Annotated in this window: 24 protein-coding genes; 13 read left to right on the forward strand and 11 right to left on the reverse strand. The window is 53.5% G+C overall.

Annotated elements, in window-relative coordinates; genetic code table 11:
• Positions 1 to 224 precede the first annotated feature (224 nt).
• The 3 genes from ABC336_RS14230 to ABC336_RS14240 all read right to left on the reverse strand — a co-directional run bounded on the left by ABC336_RS14230 (position 225) and on the right by ABC336_RS14240 (position 2,032).
• Positions 225 to 887 (reverse strand): hypothetical protein, encoded by a 663-nt coding sequence (locus tag ABC336_RS14230; RefSeq protein WP_413239271.1) that lies wholly within the window; start codon positions 885 to 887, stop codon positions 225 to 227.
• A gap of 116 nt (positions 888 to 1,003) precedes the next feature.
• On the reverse strand, positions 1,004 to 1,183 hold the full coding sequence (locus ABC336_RS14235) for a DUF2642 domain-containing protein (protein ID WP_413239272.1): 180 nt from the start codon (positions 1,181 to 1,183) through the stop codon (positions 1,004 to 1,006).
• A 9-nt stretch (positions 1,184 to 1,192) separates the two neighbouring features.
• The gene (locus ABC336_RS14240; RefSeq protein ID WP_413239273.1) at positions 1,193 to 2,032 is read right to left on the reverse strand and encodes a helix-turn-helix transcriptional regulator; all 840 of its coding nucleotides are present in this window, start codon (positions 2,030 to 2,032) and stop codon (positions 1,193 to 1,195) included.
• A 128-nt stretch (positions 2,033 to 2,160) separates the two neighbouring features.
• Here ABC336_RS14240 and ABC336_RS14245 point away from each other — a divergent pair, with 128 nt between their 5' ends.
• Positions 2,161 to 2,934 carry an SDR family NAD(P)-dependent oxidoreductase gene (locus ABC336_RS14245; RefSeq protein WP_413239274.1) on the forward strand — a complete coding sequence of 258 codons (774 nt, stop codon included), beginning with the start codon at positions 2,161 to 2,163 and terminating at the stop codon, positions 2,932 to 2,934.
• Positions 2,935 to 3,035: 101 nt separating this feature from the next.
• On the opposite strand, the gene ABC336_RS14250 is transcribed toward ABC336_RS14245, so the two are convergent.
• Genes ABC336_RS14250 through ABC336_RS14260 form a run of 3 tightly spaced genes read right to left on the reverse strand, consistent with a single transcriptional unit; the run spans position 3,036 to position 4,434 of the window.
• Entirely contained in the window at positions 3,036 to 3,227 is a 192-nt protein-coding gene (locus ABC336_RS14250; RefSeq protein WP_413239275.1) for an S-layer homology domain-containing protein, read from the reverse strand.
• Positions 3,228 to 3,238: 11 nt separating this feature from the next.
• Positions 3,239 to 3,556: a hypothetical protein gene (locus ABC336_RS14255; RefSeq protein ID WP_413239276.1), complete on the reverse strand. Its 318-nt coding sequence runs from the start codon at positions 3,554 to 3,556 to the stop codon at positions 3,239 to 3,241.
• Positions 3,517 to 4,434 (reverse strand): hypothetical protein, encoded by a 918-nt coding sequence (locus ABC336_RS14260; RefSeq protein WP_413239277.1) that lies wholly within the window; start codon positions 4,432 to 4,434, stop codon positions 3,517 to 3,519. The genes ABC336_RS14255 and ABC336_RS14260 overlap by 40 nt, the downstream gene beginning before the upstream one ends.
• A gap of 612 nt (positions 4,435 to 5,046) precedes the next feature.
• Here ABC336_RS14260 and ABC336_RS14265 point away from each other — a divergent pair.
• From ABC336_RS14265 to ABC336_RS14280, 4 genes are all read left to right on the forward strand, one after another.
• Complete coding sequence (locus ABC336_RS14265) at positions 5,047 to 5,430, forward strand: tyrosine-type recombinase/integrase (protein WP_413239278.1); 384 nt, start codon at positions 5,047 to 5,049, stop codon at positions 5,428 to 5,430.
• 92 nt (positions 5,431 to 5,522) lie between these two features.
• On the forward strand, positions 5,523 to 6,011 hold the full coding sequence (locus ABC336_RS14270) for a site-specific integrase (RefSeq protein ID WP_413239279.1): 489 nt from the start codon (positions 5,523 to 5,525) through the stop codon (positions 6,009 to 6,011).
• Positions 5,918 to 6,127, forward strand: a complete 210-nt coding sequence (locus ABC336_RS14275) for a tyrosine-type recombinase/integrase (RefSeq protein ID WP_413239280.1) — start codon at positions 5,918 to 5,920, stop codon at positions 6,125 to 6,127. Before ABC336_RS14270 ends, ABC336_RS14275 begins: the two co-directional genes overlap by 94 nt.
• Positions 6,128 to 6,206: 79 nt before the next feature.
• Complete coding sequence (locus ABC336_RS14280) at positions 6,207 to 8,390, forward strand: KAP family P-loop NTPase fold protein (protein WP_413239281.1); 2,184 nt, start codon at positions 6,207 to 6,209, stop codon at positions 8,388 to 8,390.
• A gap of 628 nt (positions 8,391 to 9,018) precedes the next feature.
• Here the strand turns inward: ABC336_RS14280 and ABC336_RS14285 are convergent.
• A complete protein-coding gene (locus ABC336_RS14285; protein ID WP_413239282.1) occupies positions 9,019 to 9,861 on the reverse strand; it encodes a sulfurtransferase in 843 nt (280 codons plus the stop codon).
• Positions 9,862 to 10,462: 601 nt separating this feature from the next.
• On the opposite strand from ABC336_RS14285, the gene ABC336_RS14290 reads away from it, so the two are divergent.
• Positions 10,463 to 11,575, forward strand: coding sequence for a VanZ family protein (locus tag ABC336_RS14290; RefSeq protein WP_413239283.1), 1,113 nt, complete (start codon positions 10,463 to 10,465; stop codon positions 11,573 to 11,575).
• Positions 11,576 to 11,972: 397 nt separating this feature from the next.
• Here ABC336_RS14290 and ABC336_RS14295 read toward each other — a convergent pair whose 3' ends face one another.
• Complete coding sequence (locus ABC336_RS14295; RefSeq protein ID WP_413239284.1) at positions 11,973 to 13,151, reverse strand: MFS transporter; 1,179 nt, start codon at positions 13,149 to 13,151, stop codon at positions 11,973 to 11,975.
• Between the two features lie 209 nt (positions 13,152 to 13,360).
• Between ABC336_RS14295 and ABC336_RS14300 the strand changes: the two genes are divergently transcribed.
• The 3 genes from ABC336_RS14300 to gdhA all read left to right on the forward strand — a co-directional run bounded on the left by ABC336_RS14300 (position 13,361) and on the right by gdhA (position 16,466).
• Positions 13,361 to 13,843, forward strand: a complete 483-nt coding sequence (locus ABC336_RS14300) for a GNAT family N-acetyltransferase (protein WP_413242515.1) — start codon at positions 13,361 to 13,363, stop codon at positions 13,841 to 13,843.
• A 71-nt stretch (positions 13,844 to 13,914) separates the two neighbouring features.
• On the forward strand, positions 13,915 to 14,898 hold the full coding sequence (locus ABC336_RS14305) for a diaminopimelate dehydrogenase (protein ID WP_413239285.1): 984 nt from the start codon (positions 13,915 to 13,917) through the stop codon (positions 14,896 to 14,898).
• Positions 14,899 to 15,092: 194 nt separating this feature from the next.
• Entirely contained in the window at positions 15,093 to 16,466 is a 1,374-nt protein-coding gene (gene gdhA, locus ABC336_RS14310; RefSeq protein ID WP_413239286.1) for an NADP-specific glutamate dehydrogenase, read from the forward strand.
• Positions 16,467 to 16,537: 71 nt separating this feature from the next.
• Here the strand turns inward: gdhA and ABC336_RS14315 are convergent, their stop codons facing one another.
• From ABC336_RS14315 to ABC336_RS14325, 3 genes are all read right to left on the reverse strand, one after another.
• Complete coding sequence (locus tag ABC336_RS14315; RefSeq protein WP_413239287.1) at positions 16,538 to 17,764, reverse strand: EAL domain-containing protein; 1,227 nt, start codon at positions 17,762 to 17,764, stop codon at positions 16,538 to 16,540.
• A gap of 109 nt (positions 17,765 to 17,873) precedes the next feature.
• Entirely contained in the window at positions 17,874 to 18,161 is a 288-nt protein-coding gene (locus tag ABC336_RS14320; protein ID WP_413239288.1) for a 4a-hydroxytetrahydrobiopterin dehydratase, read from the reverse strand.
• A gap of 61 nt (positions 18,162 to 18,222) precedes the next feature.
• Positions 18,223 to 18,516, reverse strand: a complete 294-nt coding sequence (locus ABC336_RS14325; protein ID WP_413242516.1) for a hypothetical protein — start codon at positions 18,514 to 18,516, stop codon at positions 18,223 to 18,225.
• A gap of 207 nt (positions 18,517 to 18,723) precedes the next feature.
• Here ABC336_RS14325 and motA point away from each other — a divergent pair, with 207 nt between their 5' ends.
• The 4 genes from motA to ABC336_RS14345 all read left to right on the forward strand — a co-directional run bounded on the left by motA (position 18,724) and on the right by ABC336_RS14345 (position 22,987).
• On the forward strand, positions 18,724 to 19,530 hold the full coding sequence (gene motA / locus ABC336_RS14330) for a flagellar motor stator protein MotA (RefSeq protein ID WP_413239289.1): 807 nt from the start codon (positions 18,724 to 18,726) through the stop codon (positions 19,528 to 19,530).
• Positions 19,508 to 20,329 carry a flagellar motor protein MotB gene (locus ABC336_RS14335; protein WP_413239290.1) on the forward strand — a complete coding sequence of 274 codons (822 nt, stop codon included), beginning with the start codon at positions 19,508 to 19,510 and terminating at the stop codon, positions 20,327 to 20,329. The genes motA and ABC336_RS14335 overlap by 23 nt, the downstream gene beginning before the upstream one ends.
• A 269-nt stretch (positions 20,330 to 20,598) precedes the next feature.
• Positions 20,599 to 21,987, forward strand: a complete 1,389-nt coding sequence (locus tag ABC336_RS14340; RefSeq protein WP_413239291.1) for an FAD-dependent oxidoreductase — start codon at positions 20,599 to 20,601, stop codon at positions 21,985 to 21,987.
• Positions 21,980 to 22,987 carry a class I SAM-dependent methyltransferase gene (locus ABC336_RS14345; protein ID WP_413239292.1) on the forward strand — a complete coding sequence of 336 codons (1,008 nt, stop codon included), beginning with the start codon at positions 21,980 to 21,982 and terminating at the stop codon, positions 22,985 to 22,987. Before ABC336_RS14340 ends, ABC336_RS14345 begins: the two co-directional genes overlap by 8 nt.
• Positions 22,988 to 23,002 lie beyond the last annotated feature (15 nt).

Consider the following 23,002-nt stretch of genomic DNA (forward strand, 5'->3'; position numbering starts at 1 on the left):
GTTGTATATTCACAATATATCATGTGGTGATGGAGGCGTCAATGGCGGCATAGCAAAATACACCGCTCCAAGCGACAGCTTGTGTGGCGGTGTATTCGTCTTTGAGCTACTGTATAGCCTTGCTCCGCTTCTACTCGTCGCCCGTCGAGACTGGACTCTCCTCGTAACTGATCCAGTCGCTCAGCTGTAGATCGGGTTATGCCAATGGTTCTTTCAAAACCTCCTCAGGCTCCCCACCAGTTCGAGTCCATATCGACGAGCCAATGGTTTTTGAGCATCAACGCACGCTCCACGGCCGCCAATACTCCAGCCGTTGTCAACGTAACATTTACCCAATCCGGCATAACAAAAGGAAGTTCAAACGAACCGATGTTGTCGGAAACAAAGGGAATTTGCGAGATGGATGCCGCAAGCTGCGGGAGCCCCAGCACAAGCAAAAGCAACAAGATGACGACGGCCGCCACACCGATCCCTTTGCTCGTACGCGGAAAATGCTTGTCTAACGCGAGGCGCAACCCTTCCGCCGTTTTTCGATCCGGATAGAGCACATGCTCCTCTTCATTCTCCATGACATAGTGCATCCTCTTAAGACCGAAGAGCGTTATCGCTACTTCGATCACGCCTCCGGGAACGCGGTAGGCGACAGGGAGCCCCGACATGGCGATTAGCTTGCCGTCCCGATACAGCTCGGCGGGGGAATTATCGCTGAGGAAGTCCACATTTACCGCGTAAAGATGAACCTCGCCATCCTCTTCCTTCAATTTCGCGTAAAACAAAGAACGCGTCAATAACTCCCATATGCGGAACGGTTTAAGCGCAGACCCGTCGCCGGGTTTGACCTTGTTTAATTGTTTCTGGCGGCGTCTGCGACGGAACCATTGGATCATTGCGCCAACCCTCTTTCCGATCTCCAATTTTTCCTTAGTGTACTATATACGTATGTAAAAAAGAAGAAAGCGGCTGCCGTCCTGGCAAAAGCGCCATCCGGTGCAGCCGCTTTATCTTATTTGCCGGTTTCTGGCATCATCCAGACGACCTCGCGCAAACGAACGAAGAAGGTAGAATCCCTTTCTTGAATCACGGCATGATCCGGTTTTGCGTCAACCACCATACCGCTCACTGATCCGCGAACTGTGTCGAGTACCGCTCTTTTTCCGAACAGGCTGTGTACGGCTGCATACACGATTTTACTTTATTTTTCTGTGTGAGGATGCGTAAGGTAACGTTCTAAACGAACTTTTGTTTCTGAAAGAGGCATATAAACCATGATCCGCTGATCGGGTTCATTCGGAAATTGCAGCGTGATATGCTCAAATTCAATTGCTCCTAGAGCGGGGTGAATAAGCTTCTTGTAGCCGTCAAGGGAGCTTGGCACTTCGTGATCCTGCCACATCATCATAAAATCGGCACTCGTTCTCTTTAGATCCTCGATTAATATATCAAATGAAGCGTCGTTCAGATAACGCGCTCTAGCTGTTCGAAACTCGGCCAACATTCTCCGCGAGACATGCTCCCAATCCTCTGTGCCTTCTTTCCACACCGGATCGGTAAATTGACGCCACATGAGATTATAATCGTGCGGGGGCGACAACTTATGAATGGTAAAAACAGCCGCTGCCGCCTTGTTCCAAGCTAGAAAGTCCCATTTCTTTCCGATGACATAGGCTGGATTCGGATCTAATGCATGTAGCATGTCCTGGATAGAAGAGCTGATCCTCTCTTCCACAATCGTCGATGAAGGAGGCGGCGATTCTCCAGCAAGCACAAAGAGATGTCGGCGCTCATTTGGAGTCAGTTTGAGCGCGGAAGCCAAGCTTTCCAATACACCTACCGACGGACGAATATCGCGACCTTGCTCCAGCCTTGTATACCAGGATAGTCCAATGTTGGCTATCCCGGCGACTTCTTCCCGCCTCAGGCCTCGTGTGCGGCGACGATTGCTGGGCAGAAGGCCGACATCCAGGGGAGAAAGAGAGGACCGCAGATCCCGCAAGAAATTACCCAGTGCTGCCCGGCGCTCACTGTCATTCACCTTTTGAATCCCCCTTATCCTATCACTCACAATCCCACCATAAAGCAGGTTATCGTAATCATTTCATAGTCAAAGTATACTCAAGGCAGTTGATGAGATCAACAATTCCAAGGGTAAGGAGAATGAATATGGCAACGATGGCAGGACAGCTGTTGGCGGGTAAGATCGTGATGATTACAGGTGCGGGGCGAGGCATTGGGGCTGAGGCAGCAAGGCTGTTTGCCGAACAAGGAGCTTCAGTGATGCTCGTCGCAAGAACAGAGTCTGAGCTCAGCAAAGTTAGTGATGAAATTACGATGTCTGGCGGTGAGGCAGCCTATGTTACAGCCGATCTGTCGTACGCAAGCAGTGCGGAAGAGGCTGTTAAAGCTACGGTAGAAAGATTCGGTCGTCTTGATGCTGCTTTTAATAATGCAGGGCTCGGAGTAACGGTATCCCCGCTTGCGGATGAGAGAGAAGAGGATTTCGACTTAATTCAGTCCGTTAACTATAAAGGCGTCTGGTTGTGCATGAAAGCTCAAATTAAGACAATGCTGGAGACTGCCGGATCGGGATCGATTGTTAACACAAGCAGCGTGGGAAGCCTCAAGGGAAATCCGGGATTGGGAGCGTACGGGGCATCTAAACGAGCGGTCAACAGCCTGACTCAGACGGCTGCAGTCGAATATGGGCCAGCGGGTATCCGCGTCAATGCCATTGCTCCAGGAACCACGATGACGGATATGATACAGCAGTGGGTCTCTATCAACCCAGAAATTATTGAACAAATTAGTTCAAAGACACCCCTCCGAAGGCCAGCTGAGCCTGTCGAAATCGCTAACGCAGCTGCATGGTTGCTTAGTGATTATGCTTCTTTCGTTACAGGGGTCGTGCTGCCTGTAGACGGTGGGCTAAGTGTGTAACTTTTGTGAGATTGGATAATGCGTATACAGCATATAGAGCACAACGACACCGCCACGCATGCTGAGGCCTGGCCGGAGCCATTGTCGGTAATTGAGGCCTATCAAGTGTCAGGATCATCCATAAATGGCTCACCTGCCTCGCCAGCAGGCTCCAGCAGACGCATAAGCATCAGAACAAAGTCCGCTCTCTTGACCAGAGCATGTAGCGTAAACGTATCCTCGGCTGTGCCATGAATGATACCCCTCGCAGCGAGCTCCTCGATCGGACGATACGGAGCTTCTGCTTGGGGCATCAAACCGTCCGTTAATTGCCATCCGTCTTCGCACCCAGCGCGGAATAACTTTCATTACCTGCCGCATCCAGCGCAGTCACCTGGAAGTGGTACGTGTTGCCTGTTGCCAGCGGTGCGGTGTCGTAGGTGGTGATTCCGCCACTGACGGTGTCCAGCAGAACCCCGATTTGATAGATCCGGTATTGCGTGACGCCGATGGTGTCCTTACTGAGGCAAGGTAGTACCCGGAAGGATGGATGATTTGGGTTATGGACGGATAGCCGTTGTTTGCAGGTTGTTGGCAGTATTTCTAAGTTAACTTTGTTTTTGATAAATACAATCGTATACAAAATGCCACTTGAGCGTTATTCAATCCAAACACCCTGAATATGTCCATCAAACAAGTTCCATTTGTTTTATAGAGTGCATGAATAATCTTTGATCGAACGAGCAACTGAGCGCTGATATATCCACCATTCTTAAAGATGTCGCAGTTCCCTATTCGTTGAAAAATTCTAAAGGTTTCATTTATAGAGTCAGTATCCAATGGCTTTCCCTTAAATAAAAGCAATCTATTGGATTCGACATTTAACTTTGATCTATATTCAAGGTAACGTGTAATCTTTGATTTTGTGATCTCATCCAGCGTTATCCAGTCTGCTAAGAGTTCATCATTACCTTTGTAAGGGTTACGAATCCGAAAATGGTTATATGTTACATCCAAATCACTAATTAATAAATCCATAAGTTCCTTCTGCTCCAGCCCCAATAACGCAAGTGAACAAATGGCTGGACCCACAATGGATATTTCTAGATCAGATCGATCAGGATTATTAATAAATCGGTAATTCACCTTATTCCCTAAAATAAAATCAATTTCTTTTTCGGATAAAACATCTATTTCATTCTTATTTTCAGAAGGCTTTTTTAATTCAATTATTCTGTCTTTAATAATTAGGTGTTCTTGCTTATTGATCTCTTTCTTGCTTAATAAGTATTCTGTAAAAGCTGTTAGAACAGCACTTGCGATAGGACCTGATTTAACATCGTAATAAGTCGCTATGTTCGATTCCTCAAAAAGATGGCGTGCATCAATATGTGCTCCCACCGAATCCGCTACATCCAAAAACCGCTTGATATACTTCATATAATTATCTTTTGACGATTGCTTCAACCCCCTCTTTGAAATCAGATGTTCTTCAAACTCAACTAACCATTTTTGTTTCATAAAACCATCCTTTTGTTTGAAATTTGTATTTCATATAGAATTTAGATATGAGTATATACTCCCCTTTAATTCTATGAATAAACTATACCAACTACCATGACTAATTGCAAGCGAACCAATTGTAAATCTATTGTCCGCTTGGATTCAATGATTTTATAATTTTCATATAGTATAGGAACCAATCACCGCCGCCCGAGCTTTGGCGGCTTTTTTGCACCCATTTTGAGAGGAGCGATTCATATGCCATCGGAAACGGCAACACGCGAACGGTAAACTTATGCTGCAATCACCTTGCACCATCCGCTTGATTATTACTTTGCACTGTTTCTCCGAGCCAAGAAAACGGAATGCTTGAAGCCTCGGACGCTGAACGATCACGAAAGCCACTTCCGTTATCTACAACGCTGGCTGATCGAACAATATCTGACGCTCAAACTGGAAGAACTGACCGCCGACCACGTTCGCCAGTACGTCCAACACATGATATGAGTCTTCTCGCTTTTCACGAAGCGGAAGGCTCTTTTTTGCGGCTAAATTTGAGTATACGTAGGAGGTAGTAAGATGCGTGGTTGCGTAAGTAAGCGAGGCAACAGATGGTCGTGGGTGGTAGAAATGGGCAAGAACAGAGAAGGGAAGCGTCGGCAAAAGAGCAAGGGAGGGTATGAGTCCAAAGTAGATGCGGAGAAGGCGCTCCAAAAGGTTCTCCACGAGCTAAACCCGGATACCTATATCGAGCCGACCAAGGATGACAAAGCGACATTCTTTACGTCGTGGTTGGCACAGAAGCAGATGAATATTCGTCCCGGAACGTATAAGACGTATCGGTGGCTGGTCAACTATCATATCATTCCGCAGCTTGGTCAGATCAAGATGGTAAACCTGTCGCCGCAACATTTGGCAGCATGTGCGAGCGGCTTGCAAGCGGCGAAAAGCGATTGTCTCCACAAACAATCAACCATGTCCATAAGGTCTTGCACAATGCGCTCGAAACTGTGAAATGGGAGCTATTAGTCAAGAATGTTGCTCGACTGGTGAAGCCACCACAGATACCTAAGAGTGAAACGAAGACTTGGACGGACGAGGAATTGATGCAATTTTTGGAGTTCACTAAGAACAGTCGATTTCACATCATCTTTTTGCTGGCGGCTACAACCGGGATGCGGCGAGGCGAGGTTCTCGGCTTGAAGTGGGAGGATATCGACCTAGTGACTGGTAGGAGGTCGGTTCGACGATCTCGCAGGGTTGTAGGTCATATCATGCAAGAGCCGAAGACTGCCGCTGGTATTCGAACGATTGTTTTGCCGCAGCAGGTGGTGGATGCTCTCAAGAAGCATCGCTTGGTTCTTGAAAAAGACCGGAAGAAGGCAGAGAAGAACGTGACAGAGCACAACGACTACCGATTGGTTGTGCAAACACGGAATGGCTTTCCGGTCAGCCCGTACTTCGTAGAATCTCGATGGCTGGATTTGTTACGAAAGTCAGCTTGTCAAAGATCAGGCTGCACGATCTTCGGCACACGCACGCCAGCCTGTTGCTTAAAGCTGGGATACATCCGAAAGCCGTCAGTGAGCGGCTAGGACACTCGTCGATTATGATAACGCTCGACAGGTATTCTCATCTGTTCCCGACCCTACAGCAGGAAGCAGCGGAGAAGCTTGACGAATTATTATCTAACCCTAAGAAACAGTGGTAATACCAATTGTTTCATAAAAATGCGTTATTATATTTAGTGTAGGTTTTTGTTCACAAAACTATTTGAAGGTGGGGGTAAGATGCCCGATTTAGTGGATGTATATTCATCAGATGCTCCAATAAAAAATCCAGCTAATGATGAATTTAAACGGTGGCCGTTCTCACAGCGGGTAGCACAAGTTATTGCTACACGAAGAGACAAAAGCAGTATTGTCATTGGTATTAATGGCGCATGGGGTGAAGGGAAGACATCTGTATTAAATTTTATTCAACATGAACTAAGTCAACATTCCCATGTTGTGTGTATGAAGTTTAACCCTTGGCGATTTGGAGACGAAGAACAACTGCTGAAAGGGTTCTTTTTCGATTTAGCCAGCAGTATTGACCGATCATTATCAACATCCGCTGAAAAAGTCGGCGACCTGATAAAGCGATTTGGAAAACCACTAGCTTCGTTAGCTGGACAAGGCGAAGCTGCCGAGAATTTGGGGAATATGTTAAGTTCCGCTGACTTAGAAAATTTGCGCGAGAGAATTGAGAGGATATTGGATGAGCAAGATCGCCGAGTAGTAATCCTCGTTGATGATATTGACAGACTTGAGAAAAGTGAAATTCATGCAATATTCCGTTTGGTTAAACTTACTGCGGACTTTAAGAATACGGCATATGTTCTCTCATTTGATCATGAAATGGTGGCTGCAGCACTGCAAGATCGCTACGGGTCTGGACAACAGCATGCTGGGAAAGCATTCTTAGAGAAGATAATACAAGTTCCCTTGCGGCTACCAGCAGTGGATAAAGTTTCGTTGCGAAAATATTGTTTCTCTGGTGTTGAAGAAGCGTTATCGCAAGCAGGCATTATTCTAAAAGAAGCAGATGTCCAACTGTTTGTGCGTAACTTTATAAATGGATTAGAGACAAGATTAAGTACTCCAAGACAGGCTAAATTGTACAGCAACATTCTGACATTCTCCCTACCGATATTAAAAGGTGAAGTCAACAATGTAGATTTAATGATAATTGAAGGCGTGAGAGTTTTTTATCCTACACTGTACGATGTTATTCGTCGATATACTACGCTCTTTCTTGGTAACGGTAGTGAAAGTTATGGCCATAGGAATGACGAACAGAAGGAACGGGTTAAACAACTTATTTCAAACTCGTTAGAGGGTCTATCCAATGATAATATAAAATCGGCACACGACGTGCTTACGTACTTATTTCCACGACTACAGTCAGTTTACGATAATACGCATTATGGTTCAGATTGGGATAAGTCATGGGCAGAAGAAAAGAGAATATGTTCGAGTTCATATACTAATCGGTACTTCTCTTATACAGTTCCACCTGATGATATTTCAGATCAGCAACTAGAAGACTTTATTGTAAAGATAAGTGAGATGAACATAGATGAAGTCACTCGTGGCATCTCTCAATTAATAAATCAGAGAAACGCTGAAGTTGTGATATCCAAGCTTCGTCAACTTGCGACGAATATATCAGCGGAGGTTTCTAAAAAACTAGCACATGCTTTGGTTGTCTCAGCAAGGCTATTTCCAAATCCAGATATTTTGTTTAGCTTCTCAACACCTTTTTCACGCTCTGCTATGCTCGTGGGGGATCTTGTTGCTAATATCCCAACAAAAGAAGAACGTCTAGCAATCGCATCTGAACTTGTACTATTAGCAGAACCAGTTACTTTCGGATTCCAATGTTTAAGATGGTTTAAGCGAGATAAAGATGACCGTCCGAATGAGAGGGGATTTAGCTCAGAGGATCTGGACACAATTGGAAAATGCCTGGCTAGACGGATTAGTGGTTATGAAGGTGGTCCAGCCGCATTAATTTCTGAGTTCAACTCAGACGTTACTCCTCTTCTCTATACTTGGAGTGCATATGGAGATAAAGCGGATGTTAACGCAAGGTTTCAAGAATGGTTGGAAGAGAATCCAGAAAATGCAATTAAATTACTATTATGCTACTTGCCGACTGCATGGGGAATGGAAAGTGGTTTGTCTCATAAAGATGACTTTGAACATGATCAATACAAGGCAGTAACACAAGTAGTCAATCCAGATACAATTATTGTTGCCCTTGAAATAATTTATAGTGATTTGATATTTGTTGAGCAATATCCGGAATTTAACGATACTCCTTCGGAACTTAAAACAGCGCAGCAATTTGTATGGCTTCATAGAAACCCCCAAAAAGCAAGTGAAGAAACTGGTGAAAAAGAATTTGAATCGGACGAAGACAACGACTGATTGCTTATTCTAGAAGTATTCGATTTGTCACCATGAACCGATCACCACCAAAATTCGTGGCAGTCACTTGTGTGTACCGTTGCCCCGGTTGACTGCCACTTGCTGTCACAGCGGTGGCAGTGGGCGGGAGCCGTAGAGAAGGTGCAGCGGAGCAAGTTCTGTCACATTGTCACCCGAAGGAACCGATGCGAACCGATGAACAAGGTAGCACAACAACTTGTAGCCCGGAACAGGAGGCAACAGGTGACAGCGTGACAAAAGTAAAGTTCGGAGCCGCAGAGAAGGAGTGCGCGGAACTGCCACCACAGTGACAGAAGGTAGCAACTGGTGGCAGTGAAGTGACAACAAGAGAAACATAATAATAAATAATTAATCCTCTTGAAGCTTAGCGCTTTGCTTTTGACCTTATAGGGGTTGTGGCTGAATAAAGCTTTTAATCTTTCCACTCACTCAACAGCCACCTGACTCGACCGCCTCACCGTGACTGGCCCGGGGGTTCTTGCAACTGCTTTCCTCGGCTTCTTGTTTGCAAGCTGTTGACAGAAAAGCCCAAAGAGGGCTGCAACAGGTTGCTTGCTCGCAACCTGTCACAGCCCCCAAACCCGCGTCAGGAGCGGATTCTCGGCACTTACTCTTCTCCTGTCGCAATCGGATTCCCCTCATAACTAATCCAATCACTCCAGCTCCCGGCGTACAGCCGCACCTTGGTAAATCCCGCTTCCTGCAGCGCGATGACGTTCGGCGTGGCGGTGACGCCGGAGCCGCAGTACACGACAACTTCGCTCTCGCTATCCAGTTCGGCGAACCGCTCTGTCTGCGCGGCGGCGTCCTTCCAGGAGCCGTCCTCCGACAGACCGTCCTTCCAGAAGCGGTTGATCGCGCCGGGGATATGGCCAGCTACCTTGTCGAGCGGCTCGACCTCGCCCCGGTAGCGCGGCGCTTCGCGGGAGTCGATGAGTATCAGCGATCCGTCCCCCAGGCGTTCCTGCAGTTCTGGCATCTCCATCAGCATCGTATGCCGGACCTCTGCCAGGAACCTCGCGGGGATCAGCACCCTCTGCTCGGAGGAGACCGGGAATCCGGCATTGACCCACGCCGTGTAGCCTTCATCAAGGACGTACACCTGCTCGTGACCGAGATGCTTCAACAGCCACCAGAGCCGCGAAGCCATCGCTCCGCCTTGATCGTCGTAAGCGACGACGCGCGATTCGTTGCTGATGCCGACCCGGCTCAGCGCCACTGTCAGGTCAAAAATATCCGGCAATGGATGCCGTCCGCCATGTCCGTCCGCCTCGACGGGTGCGGACAGATCCTTCTCCAGGTCCATATATACGGCTCCGGGGATGTGCGACGTCTCGTATAACTCGCGTCCTGCATCCGGCTTGCCCATCAGGAAGCGGCAGTCCACGATGACGATGTCCGGCTCATACATCCGGGCCAGCAGCCATTTCAACGATACAATGTTATTCATTCGGGTACCCCGCCTCTCTTACATTCATGCGTCCTATTATACGGAATTTACGCCCGCGTATAAAGCGGGAATCGCGCAGGGCCGCCCTCCCCATTTATCCTTGTCCCACACACTTCAATACTACGTCTGCGATGAGCTTCTTGTATGCCTGCAGATCGCCTAGTGAGTTATCTAGACCACTCCCGCTGCCACCCGTGCATCCCTCCGTACGACGTGTTTTCATTCTTGAATAGGTAGGGTAAGCTGAGTTATAACCAGCGATACGCCAGAAGCCGAGTTACATGGGCAGTAAATCGCAGCCAGGTCTAAATACGATCATTGCCGCCAGCAGCCACTCTTGACCGTAAAGGCAAAAGTGCACTTATTTTAGCCCTGCTGGCTCTAACTCGCGTGTTTAAATGCAAAAGTACCTTTATTCACCACGGAATTGGATAATTATGGATATAAGTTAGTGGATACGTGTATTTTTGCACTTACCCAAGCTCTTTAACGCTAGTTGTATCTGAATAGAGGTACTTTTGCACTTACGGAATGTCTAAGAAGCTGAGCCACGTCCCACTTATGTAAATTGCATAATATAACATACAGAAGGAGGCGCTTCATGCTTGAGCCTTATCTATCCCCGGTAGGATACGCGTTTCTGACGTTCCCTGTCGCTGCACTCCTATTTACGTTGCCGTTTTTGATCATTCAATACCGGCGGCATGGCTACGTTAATAAATGGCGTGGATTTTTGCTCTATTTGTTCCTGCTCTATCTGATGAATGCCATCTACCTGGTCTTGCTTCCGATGCCTCCCACGCGGCATAATGATCCGCCGGACGGTCAGATCTTGCAGCTGATTCCATTTCTCTTCATCGACGATATCCTGCGCGAGACCAATGTGAACCTGCGCAATCCACTCGAGTATATAAACTTACTGCGGGAGAGGGCTGTTCTTCAGAACCTCTTTAACGTGATGCTGACCATCCCCTTTGGGATGTTCATGCGTTACTACTTCCGCTTGCGCTGGTTCAGTTGTCTTGCCGCGGCCTTTGCGCTCTCGCTCTTCTTCGAGGTGACGCAGGTGACCGGCATCTACGGGTATTTCGATCATCCGTACCGGCTCTTCGACGTCGACGACCTGCTGACCAATACGTTTGGCGGGATGGTCGGTTATCTGATTGCCGAGCGGCTCTCCAAGCGACTGCCTCGGATGGATCGACTCGACGATACGCTCGACCTGACAGCCAAGCGGGTCAGCTATACCCGGCGCGCACTGGCCTTTGGCATCGACAACCTGCTGTTGCTGCCAGTCTACATCATCGCTGTCATCCTGTTCAATCCGCTGCTCGGCTTCTTGGCGGTGCTGGCTTATCACATCCTGGTCCCATACTGGTTCAACGGTCGGACCGTCGGCCGAGCCATCGTAAGAATCGCCGTCGTAGGATCGCATGATCACCTGCAGCTGCGCGAGATCACCATCCGGCAGACGCTGCTGTACGGATTCCTGGGACTGAACACGGTGCTGGTGCCCTATCTCGAGCCCCCGCCGCCCTTCCGGCTGATCCTGTCGTTGGCTAGCCTGGGGCTGGCCATCGCTGTCTTTATCCATGTGATGCTCTGCCTGTTCAACCACCAGCGCCGGATGTGGCACGAGCAGGCAGGCGGCACCGGCTACCGGATCACTGGAAGCAAAGCCCCCACGGCACCGCCGGAGCAGAATGCGGGCTAGCGGCTGGCAGGATGCGTTACTTGGCTCACTGTGCCAGTTTCGGTCCGACGAGGGGCAGTTTGTTACTTGAATCGCACCACCGGGCCGGATGCGGCCCGATAATGGTGCATATTTCAGCTTGTTGAAAAAGCGCCGATGGGTGCGGAATCGATTCTGGAGAAGCGCAGCGTTCGCCTTTGTTCCCGGATTTCCCCCCTTAAAAGGGGTCCAAAATTCAAGAAATCTGGGAACAACAGCGATCGGAAGAACGATCCGTTACCTTGAGGCTTTATTTTTCAACAGTCTGATATTTTTACTTGAATCGCGCCACCGGGCCGGATGCGGCCCGATAAGGTGCACATTGTTACTTGGGGCGCGCCACTGGGCCGGAGCATGCCAGCCCATTGCCGCCGGCCCGCTAAGCCGTCGCCCTGCGCCGACTCGCCATGACCAGCATGGCGGCGATCAGGATGAACATGAGCGCCGACATCGCCGTATACATCCCTAGCGTCCAGCGGGGGCCCGACGTGTCCATCAGATAGCCCGAGAACCGCGGGAACAGGGCGCCGCCCAGACCGCCGCACGCGACGAGCAGGCTCGTCGTGCGCTCGGTCATGCCCGGCAGCTGCCCGTTGACGTAGACCAGACCGATAGCGAACACCCCCGACCAGATCAGCCCGCTGAGCGCGATGAACAGCAGACTCCAGGCCACACTGGTCGAGAACAGCAGGAAGCCGAAGACGACCGCCCCTCCGGCAGTAGCCAGGATCAGATAGCGTCCATGTCCGATCGCATCGGCGAACCGGCCGACGAACAGGCGGCCGACGACCATGAGGCCCCAGAAGAGACTCATCGTCATCGCGGCGTTCGCCTGATCCATGCCGGTCTGATTGATCATGATTGAAGGCAGATAGTTGGAGAAGCCCATCTCCATGCCGACGTAGAACAGGAAGTAGGCGACGCCCAGCAGCAGAAACGGCAGCATCGCCCTCCGGTAGCCGGGCTGATGAGCGGCGGCCTCCTGCATCCTCTCCCGTCTGCGTGTGAGCAGCGCATCCGCCTTGCCGAGCGGCAGCAGCCAGAGCAGCCCAGCCACGGCGGACAGGATCATCACGATCGGAAAGGACCATTGCCACAGCCCCCTGGTGATCAGCAGCGCCGCCAGCGCCGGCATCGCCAGAGCCCCGATGCCGAAAAACGCTTCGATCCGCGTCATCGCCGACGCTTTTTTCTCCTGGATCGCATCGATGACCAGCGCCCCGATCACCGTCTCCGTCATCCCGAAGCCAAACCCGGCCAGCGGCGCGATCGCCAGCATCCACTCCCAGGGCAGCAGCATACTATAGGCGCCCTGCACCGCTGCAAGCATCCCGAACGAGATCAGCAGCGCCTGCCGCTTGCCGATCCTCCTCGTCACCCACGGCGTGATCAACACGCCGCCCAAGAAGCCCAGGAACTGGTTCATAATGAATTGTCCGCCTTCGCCATAGCTCAGACCATAGGATGCCATCATCGGCTCCAGCACCGCTCCAGCTACGACGTGAGCCATGCCGATGACCATATAGGACAGGCAGCTCAACCATATTAATGCACGCATTTATACGCCTCTTTCTCATGCTGTAACACATGGTGTGTATCGTTCCGTCCCCCATCATATCATGAGTCGAATCGGATTTGGTATACTGAATACAACAGATTACGAAGACCCTACCGACAGGAGGTCCACTCATGAAAGATCAACGACCGTCTGCAGCCGGACGAGCCGAAGCCCATCCGCAGCACGCCGATCCGCCGGTTCCGGCAGCCATGCGGATCGTTCCGATGACCGCCGCGCATGCCGAAGAGATCTGCAGCTGGCGTTATGCGCCGCCCTATGATCTATTCGACTGGCCCGCCTGGGATGCATTGCTCGCCAGCAGCTCCGAAGCGGCCGATCCGGATATCCGCAGCAGGCAATTCACCGCGGTCGTGGATGAGGCCGGATCTCTGCTCGGCTTCGCCCAGTTCTTCCCGCTGCTCGGCGTCACCCGGCTCGGGCTCGGGCTCCATCCCCGGCTCTGCGGCAACGGCTTGGGCAGTGCTTTGACCCGCCTGATCGCGGACGAAGCGATCCGGCGCGCCCCTGGCGATGAGATCGACCTCGAGGTGCTCACCTGGAACCGCCGGGCCATCCGGGCCTATGAGAAAGCCGGGTTTTGCATCACGGATTCGTACGTGCGCGAGACCCCTTCGGGACCCGCTGAATTCCACTGTATGGTGGATTCTAACAGCGCTGCGAGAGATTTATAGTTTACATTTCATGTAACATCCTTATACTAAGGGGAGGGCTTGTACCTATCTCACCCCCAAGGAGGACGATCATGCACACCACTATCAAAGTCGGTATCGTAGGCTACGGCAATCTCGGAAAAGGTGTCCAAAAAGCCATCGCGCAAAATCCCGATATGGAGCTTGTGGCTGTCTTCACCCGCCGCGAACCCTCACAGGTCGGCCAGGATAGCACCATCAAATTCGAATCCATCGCGGCTGCCGAGCAGTATAAAGGGCAGATCGACGTCATGATACTGTGCGGCGGTTCGGCAACGGATCTCCCCGAGCAGACCCCGGCCATCGCGGCCATGTTCAACACCGTAGACAGCTTCGATACCCATGCCAACATCCCCGAGTTCTATGACAGCGTCGACGCTGTCGCCAAACGGGCAGATACGATCAGCGTCATCTCCACGGGCTGGGACCCGGGCCTGTTCTCCATGAACCGCCTGCTGGCCGAGTCGATCCTGCCTGAAGGCAAGGAGTACACCTTCTGGGGCAAAGGCGTCAGCCAAGGCCACTCCGATGCGATCCGCCGCGTACCCGGCGTCAAAGCGGGCGTCCAGTATACGGTTCCCCAGCAGGAAGTCATCGAGCGGATCCGCTCCGGCGAGACGCCTGACCTGCCTACTAGGGCCAAGCATCTGCGCGCCTGCTATGTCGTCGCCGAGGAAGGCGCAGACCAGGCGCAGATCCGCGAGACGATCGTGAATATGCCGAACTACTTTGCCGACTATGACACGACCGTCGAGTTCATCTCAGAGGCCCAGCTCCAGGCTGAGCACAGCGGCATGCCGCATGGCGGCTTCGTCATCCGCAGCGGCGTGACGGGAGAGAACAGCCGTCAGATCATCGAGTTCGGTCTGAAGCTCGACAGCAATCCCGAGTTCACTGCCAGCGTGCTCGTCGCTTATACCCGGGCAGCTTACCGTCTCCACCGCGAAGGACAGACGGGAGCCCGGACAGTATTCGACATTCCACTCGGCTATCTGTCCCCCAAATCGCCAGAGATTCTGCGTCGCGATCTGCTCTAATCCCCTCGAGTCAAAATTTAACAAGCCTTGTCATCTCTTGATGATAGGGCTTTTTGGCGCATTCATTTAATTTTCTTTGTCCGGTGATAAAATATTTTTATTAGCATTTCCATGTCAGGTTCGATAGAATCCATGATTAAGTGCAAAGAAACGTCAGATAATGCAAATCACATCTTGAAGGAGTGTTTTAATACATGACAGCGGTGATTACCGAACATGAAACTCGGGCAGCGGAGTATATCCGGTCCGTATACGAGGGCGTCGTGCGGCGCAATCCCTATGAGCCTGAATTCCATCAGGCCGTAAAGGAGTTTACGGATACTCTGCTTCCCGTTCTCGCCAAGCATCCTCACTATATCGATCAAGCTGTCCTCGAGCGCATGGTAGAGCCTGAGCGGCTGGTAACGTTCCGTGTGCCTTGGGTAGACGACCAGGGCCAGATTCAGGTCAATCGCGGCTTCCGCGTTCAGTTCAACAGTACGCTTGGCCCCTATAAAGGCGGTCTGCGTTTCCACCCCTCCGTCAATGCCAATATTGTGAAATTCCTCGGCTTCGAGCAGATCTACAAAAACGCGCTCACCGGACAGCCTATCGGCGGCGGCAAGGGCGGTTCGGATTTTGACCCCAAAGGCAAATCGGATATGGAAATTATGCGGTTCACGCAAAGCTTCATGACGGAGCTGTATAAGTACCTGGGAGAGGACACGGATGTGCCTGCAGGGGATATCGGTGTAGGTGCGCGGGAGATCGGCTATATGTTCGGCCAGTACAAGCGGATCCGCGGAGGCAATGAATCGGGCGTGCTGACGGGCAAGGGCGTCCGCTACGGAGGAAGCCTTGGCCGCACAGAAGCGACAGGCTACGGCTGCGTCTATTTCGTCCAGGAGATGCTGAAGTTCGCCGGTCTGAGCTTCGAAGGCAGCCGAGTCGTCGTCTCTGGGTCGGGCAATGTCGCGATCTATGCGATCGAGAAGGCGCAGCAACTCGGTGCGCACGTCGTCGCGTGCAGTGATTCGGCGGGATATATCTACGATCCGGAAGGGATCGATCTGGCGCTGCTGAAGCAGCTCAAGGAGAAGGACCGCAAGCGGATCAGCGAATACGTCACCGTTCGGCCGCAAGCGACTTACACAGCCGGCTGGGAGGGCATCTGGACGATTCCTTGCGAGATCGCGCTGCCTTGCGCCACGCAGAACGAGATCGACGGCGAAGCCGCTGCCACACTGGTGCGCAACGGCGTCAAGGCCGTCGGTGAAGGAGCCAATATGCCGTCCACGCTGGAGGCGATCGATATCTTCCTGGAGCACGGCGTATTGTTCGGCCCGGCCAAAGCGGCCAATGCCGGCGGGGTAGCCGTATCGGCGCTGGAGATGTCGCAGAACAGCATGCGTCAGTCCTGGACCTTCGAGGAAGTCGACGGCAAGCTGCACCAGATTATGAAAAATATCTACGAGCGCGCCGTCGTCGCCTCGGAGGAATACGGCTGCTCGGGCAATCTTGTGGCAGGCGCCAATATCGCGGCCTTCCTCCACGTAGCGGATGCGATGATCGCACAGGGTGTCGTCTAAGAGCCCCTAGCCGCTCATCCGCAGTCTCGGCTCCGGCCCAACTGACCTGACTGGATCGTCGGAATCGACGCTCAGCCGCCATGGACGGCTGTCGGGTCCAGCATATCGGCGAACAGCACCCGTTCCTCGCTGAGCTGCAACGAGATCGAACGGATCCGGGATTTGGTCTCCAGATCGGTGTACGTCAGCGAGACGCCCGCTTCACCGCTCCGCTTGAGGGCCAGCAGACTGGCAAAGAAGTACGGCCGCCAGCTCCAGTTGGCGCCTTTGTAATTGACCTGCCTTATCCAGCCGGCAGACTCGCGCTGGTAGTTGGACGAGAGCTGCAAGCCGTCCTCGCGGCACATATAGACCCGGATACAGCCGGAATCGAGCCCGTCCAGTAATCGCTCGATACCGGCGTCTTCGTCAGCAGCCCCATCGGCCAGTTCGGGTGTGCGCCGGATCAGCCGCTCCAGGCGGCTGCTCTTCTCCTGCCAATATTGCTCTACCGCGTACAGCCGCTGACGATGGGCCTCAAGCCCTTCCTCGATGAGCGGCGAGAAGCAGTCTGCCGGGCGGAAGTCGGGTTCGGCCGGTGCGAACAGATAGCCCTGGACGTAGCGGGCACCGATCTCTACCGCCCGTTGGAGATCCTCGCGCGTCTCCACGCCCTCGATGAGCAGCGAGGCGCCGATCTGCTCTGCAAGTGTGGAGAAGGAGCGCAGCACGCCAAAGTAGCCGCTATGGCTGGCGCTGCGCTTCATGACGTGGATATCGACCTTGAGCAGACTGGGACCGATCTGGGCGATCCGGTCAGCGTTGTTGAAGCCAGTGCCGACATCATCGATCGCGATCCCGCAGCCGGCCTGCCGGTAGATATCGATGATCTCGCCGAGTGTGCTGACCGAGCCGTCAAACGTCTCCTCCGTCACTTCGATGACGATGCGCGAGGGATCGACGCCGTACTGTTCCAGCAGACGGAGCGTCAGCAGTTCACCATGCTCCTGGTAAGACTGGTACATCCAGGTCGGCTTCAGGTTGAGGAACAGGAGTGGGGTATCCCCCGCTCCGCCCAGCCTGGCCAGTGCTTGCTCGCGGATATGCCGGTCGATCCGCAGTTGGTCTTCTGTCGCTACGCGAGGATCGCTGAAGAACGGGCCTAGCGTCTCCAGACGCTCTCCCTTGCGGGATCGGCCCAGTACCTCATAGCCGATGATACGCCGGGTATCGAGAGCCAGCACGGGCTGATAGCAAGCGACAGCCTCCTGCACGGATGGAGTGACAGGCATCGGTTGATTGTCGTCGTTGTTGGTCATGCGCTCTCCCTCGATCACTTCCATGTCATATAATTTGACATTTACTATGATTTGATTGTAAGGGAGGCAGCCGATATTGTAAAGGGTTGTAAGCCAAATCTAGAAACTCCTAATCCAGCACCGCATCGAAGCGCGCCGCCGCTTGCAGATCCAGCGCGGTCAGCCCGCCTGCGTCTTTGGTGGTCAGCCGCAGCGTCAGACGTTTATGATCGATGATGATCTGCGGATGGTGCTGCAGCTCTTCAGCGATGCCCGCAACCCTGCCTGCGCTGTCTACCGCCTCCGGGAAGGAGGGCCGTTCATAGGTCCGCTCCATCCATTCCCCCGCGCGCCGCCAATCCCCGAGTTCTGACAGTCCTGCCTCAATCTCTGCTTCCTTCAGCTTCTCTGGTGCCATATGTCCTGCCGCCTCCTTACATAATAATAGGTAGACAGACCACAGGTCCGCCTACCTATCTTTACACCAATCGGACGATTCGAACCTCAGTGCCGTCTACCGCCACCTCGATGACATGGAACTTGGGCCGGTGTGTGATGACGCCCGATCCGACCTGGATCACTTCCTGCTCGCCGAGCCCGTAGAACACATCGTCGGCCAGCGCCTCCATCACTTCCTTGCGCTCGCCCTCACCCAGCGCCACCCAGTCCTCCTGCGACATTTCGAAGAACTCGTAGCTATTGTCGATTGCGCCGACTGCTTCTGTCAGCTCCGCAAGGATCTCTTCATATTCTCTGCCATGCTTTACACCCATCATGCTCCGCCACCTTTCGTCAATAACAGCTCTATACAGCCATTATAGTTCATTTATGCACCTTTCGCTCACAAAACAGACGTTTATCTCTAATCTCATTTCAGTTTCTGTCGATATATAGGTAGAGAGAGTTTTCGAATACGATGATCACCAGGCTGGTTTGGCTGTTTGTTCGCTCTCCTACATATTCTCTGGACGGGGTGTCTTATGGAAAAATCAACGCTTATCGGTATCGTACTTGGAATCGTGGCAGTCGTAGGCGGGATGTTCTTGAAGCATGCGCCGCTGGCCAACTTATACAATCCTGCTGCATTCGTCATCATTCTTGTCGGCACGGCGGCCTCCCTGTTCGTCGGTTTCCCTATGTCGGAGGTGAAGAAATTCCCCCAGCTGCTCAAGCTGGTGTTCAGCGCACAGCAGTTGGTGCCGCGCGGCGAGCTGATCCGGCTGTTCATGGATTGGGCGACGATCACCCGCCGCGAAGGTCTGCTGGCGCTGGAAACCCAGGTCGACGACATCCAGGACCCGTTCCTGCGCAACGGCATGCGGATGATCATCGACGGCAATGACCAGGACTTCGTGCGCGACGTCCTGCTCGAGGATATCTCCGCCACCGAGGAACGTCACAAGGCCGGGGCCTTGATCTTCTCCCAGGCGGGCATGTACGCGCCGACGCTCGGGGTACTCGGCGCCGTTATCGGTCTGATCGCCGCATTGGGCGACATGAGCGACATGAACCAGCTGGCCAATGCGATCGCCGCCGCCTTTATCGCGACGCTGCTCGGGATCTTCACAGGCTATGTGCTCTGGCATCCGATCGCCAACAAGCTCAAGCGGTTGTCCAAGCGCGAGATGGAGATCCGGTTGATGATGGTCGAAGGCCTGCTGTCGATTCAATCCGGCGTCTCGACGATCGCAATCAGCCAGAAGCTCTCCGTCTTCCTCACGCCGACCGAGCGGCTGCAGCTGAGTGAGAAAGAAGGTGCGGTAAGTGAGCAAACGGCACAAGCATAACGATCACGAAGAGCACGCCGACGAATCCTGGCTGATCCCGTACGCCGACTTGATGACGCTGCTGCTGGCGCTCTTCATCGTCCTTTATTCGATGAGCGCGGTCGACGCCAAGAAATTCGAAGAGATGAGCGAAGCGTTCACGCTGGCCTTCAATACCGGCAGCGGCGTACTCGATTCGCCGGCCGTTATCCGCACGGGGCCGCAGACGGAGCTCCCCGTAGGGAAGGCCCCCTCGGACGGGCCGTTGGACAGGACCATCGAGGAGCAGCGCAAAGCGCTCATGCAGAAGGAACAGCAAGATCTGGAGGAGCTCAAGCGGCAGCTCGACGAGTACATCCGCGATCACGGGCTGACTACCCAACTCGAGACCCAGCTCAATCTGGCGCAGCTGATGCTCGTCATCAGCGACAACGCCCTGTTCGCATCGGGCAGCGCCACGGTCAAGAGCGAGTCCCGGGAACTGGGCCTGGCCATCGGCAAGATGCTGAGCCAGTACCCCGATTATGAAGTCGTCGTCTCCGGACACACAGATACCGAGCCGATCGCCACTTATCAGTTCGAGTCCAACTGGGACCTCAGCGGGGTCCGGGCGAGCCGCTTCCTCGGCGTCATCCTGACTGTCGATGGACTGGATCCGGAACGGTTCAGCGCCGTCGGACATGGCGAGACCCAGCCGGTTGCGAGCAACGGGACGGTCGAAGGACGTGCCAAGAACCGCCGGGTCGAGGTGTCGATCATCCGCAAATATGTCGACACCGACAATATCCAGGAGATTCCTGCTACAGTCTCCACACAATAATCTATTTCGCGACGAAGCACCCCCGGCGCTGTACTGCCTTGGCAGTATAGCGCCGGGGGTGCTTTTTTTGTCCGCAATCGGGACATTCCCCGAAATTGCCGCTGCGGGTTTCCTCCAAAAACGTCCTCACGAAGCTATCCATTACTTTCTCTAATACATTTTCACTAGGTAGATTTGAGATTGATATTGTTCTACAACGTCCAGGTTTCAAGCAGGCCGGAATGCGTTATGTATGTCGTAACAGAGCAATCGGGAGAGGAGGAGATGACATGCGCTGCCAAGTGTTCATATCCGGCGGCGGGATTGCCGGCTTGACCCTGGGCCTGATCCTGGCCCGTCAAGGCATCGACACCGTAGTCGCTGAGCGAAGTCAAGGTACAGGCTTGATGTACAAAGGCGAGCTCTTGCAGCCCAAGAGTCTGCAAATCCTGGAGAATCTGGGCCTGCTTGCACACCTGCGGCGGGAGAGCTTCATCGTCCGGACGATCCGGATGCAGGAGCAGCCTGTCGACCCTCCTCCAGGCACCGGGGCTCGCGGCAAGAAGCATCGGGACATCGTCTTCGATTATGGCAAGCTTGCCTCACCGTACGATTACGCCCTGATGCATCCCCATGAGTCGCTTAAGCAGCTGCTGCTGGACGAAGCGCAGGCGCTGCCGTCCTTCCACTGGATCCAGCCCGGTTCGTTCACCGGACTCAGCCGGGATGCTGATGGACGTGCGACCGCCGCCACTGTCGATACGCCAGACGGTCCGATCACCGTCACTGCCGATCTCTTCGTCGGCGCTGAAGGACGGGTGTCGCGGATGCGGGAAGAGATGGGGGCTACCGCCGAGCGGACGGACTACAATCATCACTTCCTGACCGTCTCCTTCGGTCGTCCGGATACGCTGGGCGAGGCGACGATCATCTCTCAAGGCGCACGCTTCCTCGGGCTGTTCCCGCTTCCAGACAGTCAGGTGCGGACTGTCTTCCTCATCCGGCCAGAGGAGTTCAAGGCGATGCGCCGGGAAGGACTGGAGCGCTTCTATCAGGAATACCGGGAGCTGCGGCCGGATCTGGAAGGGTACGTCGACCAGATCCAGCGGTGGAAGGACATCCAGCTGATGATCCCGTTCCGTCACAATGCCGACCACTATATCAAGGACAACATCGCCATCATGGGCGACGCCGCGCACAATGTCCATCCGATGGCCGGCGAGGGGATGAATATGGCGATCCAGGATGCCGATATTCTCGGCCATCTGGTGAGCTGGAGCTATCGCGAGCAGCACCGGGTCGAGGATTGTCTGCCGTGGTACGAGCGGGTGCGGCGCGAACGGGCCCAGTTCATCTCTGAGCTCAGTCACCTCTCGGCGCTTGCGTATTCTTTTGACCAACAGGTCATCCAGCGGGCGCGCAGCCATGTCCTGAAGCGCATCGAGCAATCGGATTATCTTCATTTCAAATATATGCTGAACATCTCCGGTTTGGGTGAATGGCCGGAGACGCTTTTCGACCGCTTTCGGCAGTTGGGACTGCTGCCCGCAGGCACGACACTCTCGGCAGCAGAACGGCTCGCCCGCCGGTTCCGGGAGGATGATGACTACCCCTGGCTCTCCAAGGCCGCCAGCCTTGCCGCGCCCGGACAGACGAATGGAGGAATAAAGGATGCTTGAGACGATCAAAGAGTGGAAAAGGCTGCTGCAGGCCCGCAAATGGATGAAACAAAACGCTTCCTTTCTTCCGGCGTGGCATGCCTATGTAGGGTATGAAACGGATTTGTTCGACGCCTTTGCGGAGGGAGAAGAGGCGGCGGTGGTCGCCGCCGAACGCGGCTTGGACCCGCAGCTGCTGCAAAACTGGGTGGACACGGGGCTTGTGCTGGGTCATCTCACCCAAGATAAAGGGCGGATCCGTCCGGCGCCGTCGATGCTGCAGTATGTGTCCAAATCCAGTTCGCAGTCAGTCGGCGCCCTGCTCCACGAGATGATGGAGCTGCACATCCCGACGCTGCTGCGTTTCCCCGAGCTGCTCCAGGGGGAGCAGAAACCGTCCTTTGAGAACGAGAGGTTCGGTTCGACGGTCGCGGCCACATCGTCGCTGCTGGAGAAGCTCGCCTTTCCCAAGGTCTCGCATTGGGTCAAAACGAGCCAAGCCCAGTCCATCCTCGATATCGGCTGCGGTCACGGCGGGTATCTGTTGAAGCTCGCAACCAAGATCGACGGTCTAAAGCTGATCGGCATCGAGCAGAATGAAGACGTCGTCCTGCAAGCCCGCAAAGAAACGAGCAGCAATCCACAGACACGCATCGAATTCGTCCATGGCGACTTCCGTCAATGGGAGGGGCCTGCTGAGCCGGTAGATCTGATCATGATGAACAACATCCTGCATTACTTCAGCCCCGAGCAGCGCGGCACGCTGCTGGAGCGGGCGCGGCAGCTGCTCAGTCAGCAGGGGTCTGTCTCGATGATCACGCCCCTGTATATGACCAACAGCGGCAAAGCGTTCTCTGCCGCCTTCAATAACTTCATGTCCTCTCACGACAACTTGTACGGCTTCCCGACGGAAGACGAGCTTGAGCGCATTGCCGGCGAGCACGGCTTCCGGGTCAAGGAGAAGCATCCGGTCATCCGGGAAGGGAGCTGGTACTTCGTCGGTCTGGAGCAAGCTCGTTAACGCACAACAACCACT

It is taken from the genome of Paenibacillus jepli, assembly GCF_047238105.1.
Lineage (GTDB): Bacteria > Bacillota > Bacilli > Paenibacillales > Paenibacillaceae > Paenibacillus_D.

Coding starts and splice junctions, on each gene's coding strand:
- ABC336_RS14230 (WP_413239271.1), bottom strand. CDS start 887: ATGATCCAATGGTTCCGTCGCAGACGCCGCCAGAAACAATTAAACAAG.
- ABC336_RS14245 (WP_413239274.1), top strand. CDS start 2,161: ATGGCAACGATGGCAGGACAGCTGTTGGCGGGTAAGATCGTGATGATT.
- ABC336_RS14250 (WP_413239275.1), bottom strand. CDS start 3,227: ATGCCCCAAGCAGAAGCTCCGTATCGTCCGATCGAGGAGCTCGCTGCG.
- ABC336_RS14260 (WP_413239277.1), bottom strand. CDS start 4,434: ATGAAACAAAAATGGTTAGTTGAGTTTGAAGAACATCTGATTTCAAAG.
- ABC336_RS14265 (WP_413239278.1), top strand. CDS start 5,047: ATGGGCAAGAACAGAGAAGGGAAGCGTCGGCAAAAGAGCAAGGGAGGG.
- ABC336_RS14270 (WP_413239279.1), top strand. CDS start 5,523: ATGCAATTTTTGGAGTTCACTAAGAACAGTCGATTTCACATCATCTTT.
- ABC336_RS14280 (WP_413239281.1), top strand. CDS start 6,207: ATGCCCGATTTAGTGGATGTATATTCATCAGATGCTCCAATAAAAAAT.
- ABC336_RS14285 (WP_413239282.1), bottom strand. CDS start 9,861: ATGAATAACATTGTATCGTTGAAATGGCTGCTGGCCCGGATGTATGAG.
- ABC336_RS14290 (WP_413239283.1), top strand. CDS start 10,463: ATGCTTGAGCCTTATCTATCCCCGGTAGGATACGCGTTTCTGACGTTC.
- ABC336_RS14295 (WP_413239284.1), bottom strand. CDS start 13,151: ATGCGTGCATTAATATGGTTGAGCTGCCTGTCCTATATGGTCATCGGC.
- ABC336_RS14300 (WP_413242515.1), top strand. CDS start 13,361: ATGCGGATCGTTCCGATGACCGCCGCGCATGCCGAAGAGATCTGCAGC.
- ABC336_RS14305 (WP_413239285.1), top strand. CDS start 13,915: ATGCACACCACTATCAAAGTCGGTATCGTAGGCTACGGCAATCTCGGA.
- gdhA (WP_413239286.1), top strand. CDS start 15,093: ATGACAGCGGTGATTACCGAACATGAAACTCGGGCAGCGGAGTATATC.
- ABC336_RS14315 (WP_413239287.1), bottom strand. CDS start 17,764: ATGACCAACAACGACGACAATCAACCGATGCCTGTCACTCCATCCGTG.
- ABC336_RS14320 (WP_413239288.1), bottom strand. CDS start 18,161: ATGGCACCAGAGAAGCTGAAGGAAGCAGAGATTGAGGCAGGACTGTCA.
- ABC336_RS14325 (WP_413242516.1), bottom strand. CDS start 18,516: ATGGGTGTAAAGCATGGCAGAGAATATGAAGAGATCCTTGCGGAGCTG.
- motA (WP_413239289.1), top strand. CDS start 18,724: ATGGAAAAATCAACGCTTATCGGTATCGTACTTGGAATCGTGGCAGTC.
- ABC336_RS14340 (WP_413239291.1), top strand. CDS start 20,599: ATGCGCTGCCAAGTGTTCATATCCGGCGGCGGGATTGCCGGCTTGACC.
- ABC336_RS14345 (WP_413239292.1), top strand. CDS start 21,980: ATGCTTGAGACGATCAAAGAGTGGAAAAGGCTGCTGCAGGCCCGCAAA.